At 39.8% G+C, this 13,446-nt stretch carries 10 protein-coding genes and 5 tRNA genes; 10 read left to right on the plus strand and 5 right to left on the minus strand.

Annotated features, from left to right (window positions below; translation table 11 throughout):
* From FFU37_RS03695 to FFU37_RS03705, 3 genes are all read right to left on the minus strand, one after another.
* Entirely contained in the window at positions 1-786 is a 786-nt protein-coding gene (locus FFU37_RS03695) for a transporter substrate-binding domain-containing protein (protein ID WP_138488746.1), read from the minus strand.
* A 54-nt stretch (positions 787-840) separates the two neighbouring features.
* Entirely contained in the window at positions 841-1,578 is a 738-nt protein-coding gene (locus FFU37_RS03700) for a UDP-2,3-diacylglucosamine diphosphatase (RefSeq protein WP_138488747.1), read from the minus strand.
* Between the two features lie 89 nt (positions 1,579-1,667).
* Positions 1,668-2,159, minus strand: coding sequence for a peptidylprolyl isomerase (locus tag FFU37_RS03705; protein WP_002958350.1), 492 nt, complete (start codon positions 2,157-2,159; stop codon positions 1,668-1,670).
* Between the two features lie 155 nt (positions 2,160-2,314).
* Between FFU37_RS03705 and cysS the strand changes: the two genes are divergently transcribed.
* Entirely contained in the window at positions 2,315-3,694 is a 1,380-nt protein-coding gene (gene cysS, locus FFU37_RS03710; protein ID WP_039484435.1) for a cysteine--tRNA ligase, read from the plus strand.
* 72 nt (positions 3,695-3,766) lie between these two features.
* Here the strand turns inward: cysS and folD are convergent, their stop codons facing one another.
* The gene (gene folD / locus FFU37_RS03715) at positions 3,767-4,621 is read right to left on the minus strand and encodes a bifunctional methylenetetrahydrofolate dehydrogenase/methenyltetrahydrofolate cyclohydrolase FolD (protein WP_002958348.1); all 855 of its coding nucleotides are present in this window, start codon (positions 4,619-4,621) and stop codon (positions 3,767-3,769) included.
* A gap of 353 nt (positions 4,622-4,974) precedes the next feature.
* Between folD and FFU37_RS03720 the strand changes: the two genes are divergently transcribed.
* From FFU37_RS03720 to clpX, 8 genes are all read left to right on the plus strand, one after another.
* Positions 4,975-5,051 (plus strand) — tRNA-Pro (locus FFU37_RS03720).
* A gap of 57 nt (positions 5,052-5,108) precedes the next feature.
* Positions 5,109-5,185, plus strand: a tRNA-Arg gene (locus tag FFU37_RS03725).
* Positions 5,186-5,208: 23 nt separating this feature from the next.
* Positions 5,209-5,284: transfer RNA gene (locus tag FFU37_RS03730), tRNA-His, on the plus strand.
* Between the two features lie 14 nt (positions 5,285-5,298).
* Positions 5,299-5,375, plus strand: a tRNA-Pro gene (locus FFU37_RS03735).
* Between the two features lie 70 nt (positions 5,376-5,445).
* Positions 5,446-5,522 (plus strand) — tRNA-Pro (locus FFU37_RS03740).
* A 378-nt stretch (positions 5,523-5,900) separates the two neighbouring features.
* Complete coding sequence (gene tig / locus FFU37_RS03745) at positions 5,901-7,205, plus strand: trigger factor (RefSeq protein WP_002958347.1); 1,305 nt, start codon at positions 5,901-5,903, stop codon at positions 7,203-7,205.
* Between the two features lie 164 nt (positions 7,206-7,369).
* A complete protein-coding gene (gene clpP, locus FFU37_RS03750) occupies positions 7,370-7,987 on the plus strand; it encodes an ATP-dependent Clp endopeptidase proteolytic subunit ClpP (protein ID WP_002958346.1) in 618 nt (205 codons plus the stop codon).
* A gap of 135 nt (positions 7,988-8,122) precedes the next feature.
* A complete protein-coding gene (gene clpX / locus FFU37_RS03755) occupies positions 8,123-9,406 on the plus strand; it encodes an ATP-dependent protease ATP-binding subunit ClpX (RefSeq protein WP_138488748.1) in 1,284 nt (427 codons plus the stop codon).
* 47 nt (positions 9,407-9,453) lie between these two features.
* Here clpX and FFU37_RS03760 read toward each other — a convergent pair whose 3' ends face one another.
* Positions 9,454-10,782 carry an IS4 family transposase gene (locus FFU37_RS03760; RefSeq protein WP_039588252.1) on the minus strand — a complete coding sequence of 443 codons (1,329 nt, stop codon included), beginning with the start codon at positions 10,780-10,782 and terminating at the stop codon, positions 9,454-9,456.
* A gap of 211 nt (positions 10,783-10,993) precedes the next feature.
* On the opposite strand from FFU37_RS03760, the gene lon reads away from it, so the two are divergent.
* Positions 10,994-13,363 (plus strand): endopeptidase La, encoded by a 2,370-nt coding sequence (gene lon, locus FFU37_RS03765; protein WP_024596372.1) that lies wholly within the window; start codon positions 10,994-10,996, stop codon positions 13,361-13,363.
* The last annotated feature ends 83 nt before the right edge of the window (positions 13,364-13,446 follow it).

A 13,446-nucleotide genomic window follows, 5' to 3' on the forward strand; every position in this document is an offset into this window, starting at 1 on the left:
CTAATTTTCTTTTAAAAAATTAATGTATTCAGCTGTTTTTTGATTGCTGAAATTGTGTTTTTTCATGATTTCAGCAATGCTTCCGTTTTCAATTATTATATCAATCCCTCTATTAAATTTTTGTAAGTACTCTTTTGCTCTGTAATTTGATTTAGAGACAACTAAATATAGTTTATGAGAAGCAAGATCTGGCAATAAGTACTCAATTTTATTCTTATCTAAATCAACTTCGTTATTATGCTCAAGCCAATACTTCCCTACTTCTTTAGTGCCTGCGACCAAATCGATACGACCTTGTTGTAGCAGGTATAAACTTGTAGGAAGGCTTTTAGTAGATGTTATTGCCAGCTCAGTATTTCTTGTAAACTCTTGGCTTACAAAGGCATTATCTTCCGTACCAATACTATAAGGTGTTAATGATTTAACTGTACCATCGAAATTAATAGCACTCTCTTTGCGTTTAAAAATTCCTGAATGAGCAACTGCAAGTGGGCGAGAGTAGTAAAAAACTTCATTTCTTTTTAATGAATAAAAAGCGCCTAAAATAGCTGTTTTTCTCTTTTTTTCTAATAGCTTTAGGGCGCGGTCCCATGTCGTAAACTCGGCTTCGCTATTAATGCCTTGAGTTTTAAGGGCTGATTGAGTGATTTCGTATAACCAACCGTTATCAGGAAGGTTTTCGCTAAAATAGGGAGGGTAGTTTTCAGTAACAATTTGCCATGTTTGCTCGCTAAATACTTTGGTAGGAATGGCAATTACTACGATGAAAATTAACAGCTTAATCATTAAACCTCTCACTATTATTCAAATATATAGTTAAATAATAGTCAGGATTTTAAATTATGCGAAAGGCGTGCTAATTAATTCTTGTGATTGAGGGGTAACGACTAAATAAGAGCCTTGGGTGTACCAGTCACCTAGCACTGTACGAGTAAGCGTTTGTTCATTAACTTTATAGGTATGAACATTAGGGCGGTGAGTATGACCATGAATCATATTAGTAACGTTATGTTTGGCAAAGGTAGCAAGCACGGCTTCATCTACAACGTCTAAAATTTCGATAGGTTTATCAGCTTGGCTCAACTTACTTTTTTCGCGGGCATTACGCGCTATTTTTTTACGATACCAAAGTGGCATTGCAAGCATTAATTTTGGCCACCACCAACCACGGCTTTTTTTACGAAATTTTTGATACTCAGTATCTTGAGTACACATTTCGTCGCCATGTAAAATAACGGTAGGCTTACCATATAAATCAATGACTGTTTGTTCTTCGAGTAAAGTCATTGCGGCCATGTCTGCATATTGCTTGCGCATGATGAAATCACGGTTGCCATGTATAAAATAAACAGGTGTCCCACCATCATTAACGGCGCTTAAATGCTTTGCTACATCGGCACTCAGCGCTGTAATGTAGTCATCTCCAACCCATACTTCAAAAAAATCACCCAAAATATAAAGTGCATCTACATCTTTATTTAGTATATGCGTATTTAAAAAGTCAAAAAATGCAGCGCTAATGTCGGGGCGGTTTTCGCTTAGGTGTAAATCTGCAATAAAGTAAGTTTGGCGAGTCATAGGTCAGTCTTTTCGATATAAATAAAGCGGGCGTATACACATTGCGTAAATGCCCGCTGATACTCCACATTACGTGGGCAAACTTACTATTAGCTAACAGTAACGCTTTCGATGATCACATCTTCAAGAGGCACGTCTTGGTGAAAACCAGTACTACCTGTTGCTACGCCTTTTATTTTATTTACTACGTCCATGCCTTCTACTACTTCAGCAAAAACACAGTAACCCCAGCCTTGCGATGTTTCGCTGCTGTGGTTTAAAAAGTCATTGTTGTTCACGTTAATGAAAAACTGCGCTGTAGCTGAATGAGGATCAGGCGTACGCGCCATTGCTAAAGTACCTATCTTGTTAGATAGGCCATTATTAGCTTCATTTTTAATTGGGTCGTTAACTTCTTTTTGTTCCATACCTGGTACAAAACCACCGCCTTGAACCATAAAGCCATCGATTACACGATGAAAGATAGTGCCGTTGAAAAAATCAGCATTTGCATACTCTAAAAAGTTTTTAACTGTGTTTGGAGCTTCTTGCTCAAACATTTTAATGGTGATGTCACCAAAATTGGTGTGTAGAACAACCATGTGTTTTCCTATATCTGGTTTAAATATTGGCGCTATTTTATCGTAGTTGGCTAAGATTAACAAAGTAGATGTTTGGTTTGTTATAAAGCGCTAGAGCAGGGGCTTTTCAAGTGGTAACATAACTGTTCAAGTAAATAGTCAAGGACTCAAAGTAAATGGTAAATATATACAACACACTAACGCGACAAAAAGAGCAATTTAAACCTATGGTCGAAGGCAAAATCGACATGTATGTGTGTGGTATCACCATTTATGATTACTGCCATATTGGACACGCTCGTACTTTTGTTGGTTTTGACGTTATTGTGCGCTATTTACGTCATATTGGTTACGATTTAAAGTATGTACGTAACATTACAGATATCGACGATAAAATAATTAAACGCGCAAATGAAAATGGTGAGTCAATAAACGATTTAACTGTGCGCATGACTAAAGCGATGCATGAAGATTTTGATAGCCTAAATATGCTACGCCCAGATATTGAACCAACAGTTACAAGCCATATGGATGAAATCATCGCTATGGTTAAGCGCTTGATTGAAAAAGGCCATGCCTATGTTGCAGCTGATGGCGATGTTTTGTTCGATGTATCAACGTTTGAGCAATACGGTGCGCTTTCTCAGCAAGATTTAACTATGTTGCAATCAGGTTCTCGCGTAGAAGTGGCTCAAGATAAAGACGATCCACTTGATTTTGTGTTATGGAAAAAAGCCAAAGCAGGTGAGCCATCATGGTCATCACCGTGGGGTGAAGGGCGTCCTGGTTGGCATATTGAATGTTCGGCAATGAGCTCAAAACACTTAGGAGAGCATTTTGATATTCACGGTGGCGGGTCTGATTTACAGTTTCCACATCATGAAAACGAAATTGCCCAGTCGTGCTGTGCAAACAACGGCAAGTATGTAAATACATGGATACATACTGGCATGGTGCAAGTAAATAAAGAAAAAATGTCTAAGTCGTTAGATAACTTTTTTACTGTGCGTGAAGTTTTAAAAGCATACGATGCCGAATCTGTTCGTTACTTTTTAATTTCAGGGCATTACCGCAGCCAATTAAATTACTCACAAGAAAATTTAGACCAAGCGCGCTCATCACTTGAACGCATTTATACAGCGCTTCGTGATGTCGTACCGGTAGAATGCGATTTAGAAGGCAATGAGTTTGTTGCTAAATTTAGAAAAGCAATGAATGATGACTTTAATACACCAGAAGCACTACCTGTGTTGTTCGAACTTGCTAAAGAATTAAACCGCGTAAAAGAAAGTGACGCAGGTCAAGCTGGCAAGTTAGCGTTTATACTGCGTAGCCTTGGTGAAGTGTTAGGCGTTGCTCAACAAGCACCGGAAGCTTTTTTACAAGGTGGGCAAGATGACGACGAAGTTGCGACAATTGAAGCATTAATTGTAAAACGTAATGAAGCACGTGCTAGTAAGGACTGGGCTGCTGCTGATGAAGCTCGCGATGCACTTAATGCATTAGGTGTAATACTTGAAGATTCAGCTGGTAAAACAACGTGGCGTAAAGCCTAAGCGTTTAAAGTAATTCAGGTCAAACTAAAAAAGGGTTGCCAAATGGCAACCCTTTTTTAATTATTTAACAGCTTAGCTGTGATACTTTTCACACGCTTCAAGTGTGTTTTCAATTAAGCTTGCGACAGTCATCGGGCCAACGCCACCTGGTACAGGTGTAATAAAGTGCGCTTTTTGTTCGGCAACACTGTATTGAACATCACCGACTAATTTACCCGTATCTAAGCGGTTAATGCCCACATCGATAACAATAGCGCCTTCTTTTATCCAATCTCCCGGTATAAATTCAGGTTTACCGACAGCCACAACTAATAAGTCAGCGCGGCGAACATGTGTTTCTAAGTCTTGAGTAAACTTATGACATACAGTGGTAGTACAACCTGCTAATAAAAGCTCTAACGACATTGGACGACCAACAATATTTGACGCGCCAACGACAACTGCATGCATCCCTTTATAACGTACACCCGTTGAATCAAGTAATGTAATAATACCTTTAGGCGTACATGGGCGAAGGGCAGGCATACGCTGTGCTAATCGACCAATGTTATATGGATGAAATCCATCAACATCTTTATGTGGGGTAATACGTTCTAAAATCTTTTCAGCATCAAGACCTTTTGGCAGTGGTAACTGCACTAAAATTCCATCAACTTCGGCATCATTATTTAGCTCGTCAATTAAATCTAAAAGAGTTTGCTCTTGTGTGTCTGCTGGTAAATCAAATGATTTAGAGATAAAACCGACTTCTTCACAGGCTTTACGTTTTGAACCAACATAAACTTGGCTTGCTGGATCAAGTCCTACAAGTACTACTGCAAGTCCTGGTGCACGTAAACCATTTGCTACACGTTCACTTACGCGTTCTGCTACAGCGCTACGTACTTGTTTTGCGATTGCCTTACCATCAATGATGTTTGCCGTCATGGGTGACCTTTAATTGGGGTTAATTAACTAGATACCGATACTCTAAAAACGAATGCATAATAAAATAGGGGTAAAAATGCTAATAAAGAAAAATACGCTCTTTATTTAACTCGTTTTATAATGTGCCTACTATTTTCGCAGAAAAGCATAGCAGCGCCAAGTTGCTTTTAAGGTATATAACGTTTGAGCTGTTAAATAGTTTAAAATTCAGCCGACTATTGTAATATTTAACCATTGTGCACTAAAAATGAGCACTTGATTGGTTTTCTTAAAAAAACGTTTGACCTAACCCCGTCAAATCACTATTATGCACCCCGTTGTCAACGAGGTCACTCGCTAGCAATAATAAGTTTCGGCGATTAGCGCAGTTTGGTAGCGCACTTGGTTTGGGTCCAAGGGGTCGCAGGTTCAAATCCTGCATCGCCGACCATTTTTTTATAATTTTTTATAATCGAATAGCTTATTGGTAAACTATGAAGTTTTCGATGCGCCCATAGCTCAGCTGGATAGAGCAACGCCCTTCTAAGGCGTCGGTCGAAGGTTCGAATCCTTCTGGGTGCACCATTTGAAAACATGTAAATATAGCGGTGATTGTAGCTCAGTTGGTAGAGCCCCGGATTGTGATTCCGGTTGTCGTGGGTTCGAGCCCCATCAGTCACCCCATTTACAACGAATATCGGCGATTAGCGCAGTTTGGTAGCGCACTTGGTTTGGGTCCAAGGGGTCGCAGGTTCAAATCCTGCATCGCCGACCATTTTCTTAAAATGGTCTTAAACTCTCAGTTTAAGTGTTCAGTATGAAAAAAGAAGTTAACTCTTCAATGTCGGCGATTAGCGCAGTTTGGTAGCGCACTTGGTTTGGGTCCAAGGGGTCGCAGGTTCAAATCCTGCATCGCCGACCATTTTCTTATCCAATAAGAACAATAAGTAAACTCCTCTAAGTTATAAATCTAAATCTGTTAGCCTATAATTCTATTAAATAATTTCTATTTTATTCTATTTAGTCCGTAGTTAGCCTGTTTTTTATTCAGTTAGTCTTTATAGTCCCTTATCTAGTCCAAATAATTGCCCCCTATACTCGACTATCATAAATATTAGGTTATAATGCCGCGTCTATTGTTTAACATAGTGCCCGAAGGGCAAAGCAGCAATGGTGTCTCATGGTAGCGACGGATGCTTTTAAGTGTGAAAAACCGCTTAAACTTTATCAAGACTCATGCAGAACACTTTGTTTGTAAAGGAAGGCGAACAGTCGCCAAAATTGAATATTGAGGTAAATCATGCAAGTTTCTGTTGAGACGACCCAAGGCCTTGAGCGCCGTATAACTATCACCGTTCCTTCAGAGAACGTTGAGACCGAAGTAAAAAAACGCCTACAACAACTGTCAAAAACACAGCGTATAGATGGTTTCCGTGCTGGTAAAGTTCCAGTATCTGTAATTAACAAGCGTTTTGGCCCTGCAGTTCGTCAAGAAGTTGCTGGCGAAGTAATGCAACGTAATTACATTGAAGCAATCGTTTCTGAAAAAATCAACCCAGCTGGCGCGCCTACATTCGCTCCTAAATCACTTGAAGCAGGTAAAGATTTAGAATTCTCAGCAACGTTTGAAGTTTACCCTGAAGTTGAAGTTCAAGGTTTAGATAAAATTACTGTTGAAAAACCAGCAGTAACAGTAACTGACGAAGATTTAGCTAACATGCTAGAAACACTTCGTAAGCAACACGCAGCGTGGGCTGATGTTGATGCAGCTGCTGGCGAAAACGACCGTGTAACAGTTGATTTCGTAGGTACTATCGACGGTGAAGTATTTGAAGGCGGCAAAGCTGAAGACTTCCCATTAGAACTTGGCCAAGGTCGTATGATCCCAGGTTTTGAAGATAACATCGTAGGTAAAAAAGCAGGCGAAGAAGTAGTTGCTGATGTAACTTTCCCTGATGATTACCACGCTGAAAACTTAAAAGGTAAAGCGGCTCAATTCACTATCACAGTGAAAAAAGTTGAAGCGCAAGAATTACCAGAATTAAGCGAAGAGTTTGCAACTAAATTCGGTGTTACCGAAGGCGGCGTAGACGCGCTTAAAGAAGAAGTTAAAAAGAACATGACACGTGAGCTAGACCAAGCGGTTAAAGCAAGCGTTAAAGACCAAGCAATCAAAGGTCTTTTAGCTAACAACGAAATCGAAGTGCCTAAAGCACTTGTTGATCAAGAAGTTGATGCTCTACGTCAGCAAGCAGCTCAACGTTTTGGCGGCGACGCTCAAAACATGCCAGAGCTTCCAGCTGAATTGTTCCACGAGCAAGCTGTAACACGTGTTAAAACTGGCCTTTTATTAGGTGAAGTGATTAAAGCTAACGACATCAAAGTTGATGATGCTAAAGTTGAAGCATTAATCGCAACAGTAGCTTCTGCATACGAAGATCCAACTGAAGTAGTAGAATACTACAAAGGTAATGATCAACTTATGCAGCAAATGCGTAATGTAGCAATGGAAGAGCAAGCTGTTGAAGCTATTTTAGCTAAAGCAGTTGTTACTGATGTTGAAAAAGCATTTGATGACATCATGAATCCACAGCAAGGTGCTTAATAAGTCATTGACTTAAGCTCTCGCTAACGATTAAATGGCTCGTGTTACTCTGTTTATACAGCGTGCCCGGGCCATTTTAGTTTTTGGCTCTAAATTTGCGAAAAACGATAACTATGCTTCCTTATAATAAGGATAAGTATAAGCGCATAAGGAATTAAATAAGTATGAATACTGGTATTACAGATCCCCTAAATGCATTGGTCCCAATGGTTGTTGAACAAACACCAAAAGGCGAGCGCTCGTATGATATTTATTCGAGATTATTAAAAGAGCGTATTATCTTTTTAACAGGTCAAGTTGAAGACAACATGGCAAATCTGATCTTAGCGCAAATGCTATTTTTAGAATCAGAGAACCCTGATAAAGATATCTTTTTATATATCAACTCACCAGGTGGTTCAGTAACTGCGGGTATGGCTATTTACGACACAATGAACTTCATCAAACCAGATGTAAGTACAATATGTGTAGGTCAAGCTGCAAGCATGGGTGCTTTTTTACTTACTGCTGGTGCTAAAGGTAAGCGTTTTTGCCTACCAAACTCACGTGTGATGATTCATCAACCATTAGGTGGTTTCCAAGGTCAAGCATCTGACTTTGAAATACACGCTAAAGAAATTCTGTCTATTAAAGATAAGCTTAACCGCTTAATGGCTGAGCATACAGGCCAACCATTGGATATTATCTCTAAAGACACAGATCGTGATAACTTCATGAGTGCTTCGCAAGCTGTAGATTACGGTTTGGTAGACTCTGTGTTTACAAATCGCGACAAAAAGTAAGCGCTTGGTAAACAGGACTACCTGTTTGCCACTTTGAGTTACTATGCGAAAACCAATAAATTTTGGTATAGTTAAAGCGTATTGAAATAGCCGCCAATAATTTTGGTGGCCAACGTAATAAAATGAGGTAGCTGAATGTCTGACACTCCTACAGACGGCGACAAAAGTAATAAATTGTTATACTGCTCTTTTTGTGGCAAAAGCCAACATGAAGTGCGTAAATTAATTGCAGGCCCTTCAGTATACGTTTGTGATGAATGTGTAGAGTTGTGTAACGATATTATCAGGGAAGAGATCAAAGACATTGCTCCTAAGCATGATACGTCTGACAAACTACCTGTACCAAAAGAAATTCGTAAACACTTAGACGATTATGTTATTGGTCAAGATCATGCTAAAAAAGTATTGTCTGTTGCCGTTTATAACCATTATAAACGCCTACGTAACCAATCGACTAAGCAAGACATTGAATTAAGTAAAAGTAATATTTTGCTTATCGGCCCAACAGGTAGTGGTAAAACATTACTTGCAGAAACATTAGCGCGCCTACTTGATGTGCCGTTTACTATGGCCGATGCCACTACATTAACCGAAGCAGGTTATGTAGGTGAAGATGTTGAAAACATCATTCAAAAGCTTTTACAAAAGTGCGATTACGATGTTGAAAAAGCACAGCGCGGTATTGTCTACATCGATGAAATTGACAAGATTTCTCGTAAATCAGATAATCCTTCAATTACGCGTGACGTATCAGGCGAGGGCGTTCAACAGGCGCTACTTAAACTGATTGAAGGCACCGTTGCTTCTGTTCCACCGCAAGGTGGTCGTAAACATCCACAGCAAGAGTTTTTACAAGTAGACACATCTAAAATCTTGTTTATTTGTGGTGGTGCATTTTCAGGCCTAGATAAAGTAATTGAGCAACGTAGCCATAAAAACACCGGTATCGGTTTTGGCGTTAGCGTAAAAGAGTCTGCGGCGAATCGTTCTTTAAGTGAAACATTTAAAGACGTAGAGCCAGAAGATTTAGTTAAATATGGCTTAATTCCTGAGTTTATAGGTCGTTTGCCGGTAGTGGCTACGTTAACAGAACTTGATGAAGCAGCTCTTGTACAAATATTGAGTGAACCTAAAAACGCGATTACTAAACAGTTTTCAGTATTGTTTGGTATGGAAGACGTTGAACTTGAGTTTCGCGATGATGCCTTAGCTGCAATTGCCCACAAAGCAATGGAGCGTAAAACAGGCGCACGTGGTCTTCGTTCAATTGTTGAAGGTGTATTACTTGATACTATGTACGAACTTCCTTCAATGGATGATGTAAGCAAAGTGGTTATTGATGAAACCGTTATTAAAGGTGAGTCAGATCCAATCTTGATTTATGAAAATAATAAACAAGATAAAGCTGCATCAGAATAGTTTTTAAGCTATTTGAATGGAAAAAGGAGCCTTAGGCTTAATGCCAGTCAGTTAAGCTGACTGGCATCTTTCTTTTTATGGGGATACTTAGATGGTTTTGGCTTAACCCATCGGGGATATCTTCTATCCTCTCGTCTAGCTGGAAGCTTAAATAAGACCAGTGTATCGAGTAAGTGCTGCCAGTGTATTGGAATGTTCCCTGGGCTCATTATAGATACTGACGAGAAATACTGAATGACAGCCATCGAACTGCTAGAGAAACTAAGCTGGTTAGGCCATATCCCTGTGACTGTCGCCGCCATCGTCATTATTCTTCGTATTAAATTATAGGCGAGTAACACGGCCCATAGCTCCTGACGCACCATGTCTGGACGCTTACTTCTTAAATGGTATGCGCTATCAAGCATGGTTTGTTTGATTTCTCTAAACCCAAGTTCTATCTCCCAACGATGACAATATAATTCAACAATTTCATTACCTGGATAACGCAATCTATCCGTCATCGAGGTTAATATACGGTAGCTTTTGCCCTTTATTGTTTTGCTGATTAATCTCGCTTTAATCGTTTCAGGAACATCGGGAAAGTTTTTTTGTGCATGCTTTGTGGTTTTCAATTCAATGATATGGTCATTTTTACCCGCGCTGGAGATGATTTCATACTGTAAGTCTGGCCTTGCTGGTATCAGCCAGTGCCTCATCTCCCCAGTTTGATGCCAACGGTTTAACAGGCCTAAAGAATAATATCCTTTATCAAACATAGTCAGTGAATTATCTGGTGTACGTTCAATTAAACGCTCAGCTAATTTCATCTCGTTGGTTTTATAGTTATCAAACTCGCTACTGAGAAGTTGATGGCTGGTCAATTCCATATGACAGACCATGCGTATTTGAGGAAAGGCTGTATCACCGTATTGGTTGCTACCTGAAGAGAAGGCTTTACGATTATCAGGCGTGTCGGCTGTTCGCCACACAACACCGTCAACAGCTAATAGGTTCAAACCATTCCATGTTTCGAATGACTGTTGCTTATACATTGATTGAGCAGATTTATTGAAAACGTGTTTAACGGAATCATCACCTAACCTTTGTCTCGCCTGTACCATCGCACTTGGAGCAACGAGTTGGTTCTTGCCAGGTAACATGATATCTAGCTTATTAGCGATATTCCAAACTGATTCTTTTCGAAACAATGCCATGCCAATAACTGACCACAAAACGGCTTCAAGCGGTAATCTTCGCTTACGAACGGTTGCAATCCCTGCTTGTTGAAAACCTTGTTCAATGATTTCAGGGTCAAGAATTTCTGATAATTTTTCAAAGGTATGGTATCGGCTGCTTTCTTCAAGTGTTGCTTGCAGTGCTTGTTCTATATTCACAAAAAATCCGTAGTTAGTTTCCTAACTACGGATTTTGCATGATCGTTTGGATCGGTCAACCGGTCATTTTCTTAACTGATCGGCATTAGCCTTAGGCTCCTTTTTTTATAATTAATTTAATCGAGTAAGGGAAAATTGTTGAACTTTAATTAGGTTATCCCCATATACTTGAGTAATCTTTAAAATAAATGAAGTGCGAAGAGAAACTATAATGACGCTTGAGAGAACCGACCGAGTCGAAATCCCAGTCCTTGCACTGCGCGATGTTGTGGTATACCCGCACATGGTGATCCCGCTTTTTGTTGGCCGTGAAAAATCAATAAAATGCCTAGAAGCGGCAATGGACAAAGACAAACAAATTTTCTTGGTTGCACAAAAAGATGCAACTGTAGATGAACCAGAGCAAGATGATATTTATCGTATCGGTACTATTGCCACTGTACTTCAGTTATTAAAATTACCAGACGGTACAGTTAAAGTTTTAGTCGAAGGTACACAGCGCGCACAAATTGAAGAGTTTGTAGATAACGATGACTTTTTTGTCGCTAATGCTCAATTTATTGAATCTGATTCTGTAGATGAACAAGAGCAAGATATTTTTATCCGAAGCGCAATTAGCCAGTTTGAAGGCTATGTAAAGCTAAATAAAAAAATTCCACCTGAAGTACTAACTTCAGTTTCAGGTATCGATGAGCCAGCACGCCTTGCCGACACAATGGCAGCGCATATGCCGCTTAAAGTACCTGAAAAACAAAAAGTGCTCGAAATTTCAAGTGTCACAGAACGTCTTGAATATTTAATGGCACTAATGGAAGGCGAAATAGACTTATTGCAAGTTGAGAAGAAAATTCGTACCCGCGTTAAAAAGCAGATGGAAAAATCTCAGCGCGAGTATTACCTCAATGAGCAAATGAAAGCCATTCAAAAAGAACTTGGTGAGCTTGATGATGTGCCTGATGAATTTGAAGCGCTTAAAAAGCGTATTGAAGATTCTGGCATGCCTGATGAAGCTAAAGAAAAGGCAACTACAGAGCTCAATAAGCTTAAAATGATGTCGCCAATGTCTGCAGAAGCAACTGTAGTGCGTTCATACATAGATACATTAATTAATGTGCCATGGAAAAAACGCTCTAAAGTGAAAAAAGACTTAGCAGGCGCACAAAAAATTCTTGATAGCGATCATCACGGCTTAGATAAAGTAAAAGAACGCATTATTGAGTACCTCGCAGTACAACAGCGTACTAATAAGCTCAAAGGGCCAATTTTATGTTTAGTCGGACCACCAGGTGTTGGTAAAACATCACTTGGGCAATCTATTGCACGTTCTACTGGTCGTAAGTATGTTCGTATGGCGCTTGGCGGCGTTCGCGATGAAGCTGAGATTCGCGGTCATCGTCGTACATATATAGGTTCAATGCCAGGTAAGCTAATTCAAAACATGACAAAAGTGGGCGTTAAAAACCCATTATTCTTATTAGATGAAATCGATAAAATGTCATCAGATATGCGCGGCGATCCAGCATCAGCATTGTTAGAGGTGCTTGATCCGGAGCAAAACAGTCATTTTGCCGATCACTATCTTGAAGTCGATTACGATTTATCTGACGTTATGTTTGTAGCAACATCAAACAGCTTTAACATTCCTGGTCCATTATTGGACCGTATGGAAGTTATTCGCTTGTCGGGTTACACCGAAGATGAAAAGCTAAACATTGCAAAAGAGCACTTAATTACTAAACAAGTTAAACGTAACGGCTTAAAAGAGTCTGAAATAGTTATCGAAGACAGCGCAATTATTGGCATTATTCGTTATTACACACGTGAAGCGGGTGTACGTAACTTAGAGCGCGAAATTTCGAAACTATGTCGTAAAGCAGTTAAAAATATCTTGCTTGAAAAAGACACTAAAATAGTGACCATCAATCAAGATAACCTAGAAGACTTTTTAGGTGTGCAGCGCTTTGATTATGGCAAAGCTGAAGATGGCGACCGTATTGGTCAAGTTACAGGCTTAGCATGGACAGAAGTTGGCGGTGATTTGCTAACAATTGAATGTGCGGCAGTGCCAGGTAAAGGCAAGTTAAGTTACACCGGTTCTCTTGGCGATGTAATGCAAGAGTCGATTCAAGCGGCAATGACGGTTGTGCGTAATCGAGCAGATACTTTCCGTATTAACAGCGACTTTTACGAAAAACGTGATATTCACGTACACGTACCTGAGGGCGCAACACCAAAAGATGGTCCTAGTGCGGGCGCAGCAATGGTAACGGGTCTTGTATCTAGCTTAACGGGTAATCCTGTACGAGCAGATGTTGCTATGACTGGTGAAATTACGCTACGCGGTGAAGTACTTCCGATTGGTGGCTTAAAAGAGAAGTTATTAGCGGCGCATCGTGGTGGAATTAAAACAGTGATCATTCCAAAAATTAACGAACGTGACTTAAAAGAGATACCAGACAACGTGCTGGCAGGTCTTGATATTCACCCAGTTACTTGGATTGACGAGGTGTTAAAGCTTGCTTTAGTGCATCCTGTTGAGAGTTTTTCGGTCGAAACACCTAAAAACCAAGAAAAAACATAAAAAAAGTGCTTTTTAGGGCTTTTCAAATCTAAACGGTATGATAAGTTAAGCACTGGTTTTCAAGCCTAGCCCTTACGGGGCCT

The sequence above is a fragment of the Pseudoalteromonas distincta genome, from assembly GCF_005877035.1.
Classification (GTDB): Bacteria; Pseudomonadota; Gammaproteobacteria; order Enterobacterales; family Alteromonadaceae; genus Pseudoalteromonas; species Pseudoalteromonas distincta.

Coding starts and splice junctions, on each gene's coding strand:
- tig (WP_002958347.1), top strand. CDS start 5,901: ATGCAAGTTTCTGTTGAGACGACCCAAGGCCTTGAGCGCCGTATAACT.
- clpP (WP_002958346.1), top strand. CDS start 7,370: ATGAATACTGGTATTACAGATCCCCTAAATGCATTGGTCCCAATGGTT.
- cysS (WP_039484435.1), top strand. CDS start 2,315: ATGGTAAATATATACAACACACTAACGCGACAAAAAGAGCAATTTAAA.
- clpX (WP_138488748.1), top strand. CDS start 8,123: ATGTCTGACACTCCTACAGACGGCGACAAAAGTAATAAATTGTTATAC.
- FFU37_RS03705 (WP_002958350.1), bottom strand. CDS start 2,159: ATGGTTGTTCTACACACCAATTTTGGTGACATCACCATTAAAATGTTT.
- lon (WP_024596372.1), top strand. CDS start 10,994: ATGACGCTTGAGAGAACCGACCGAGTCGAAATCCCAGTCCTTGCACTG.
- FFU37_RS03695 (WP_138488746.1), bottom strand. CDS start 786: ATGATTAAGCTGTTAATTTTCATCGTAGTAATTGCCATTCCTACCAAA.
- folD (WP_002958348.1), bottom strand. CDS start 4,621: ATGACGGCAAACATCATTGATGGTAAGGCAATCGCAAAACAAGTACGT.
- FFU37_RS03700 (WP_138488747.1), bottom strand. CDS start 1,578: ATGACTCGCCAAACTTACTTTATTGCAGATTTACACCTAAGCGAAAAC.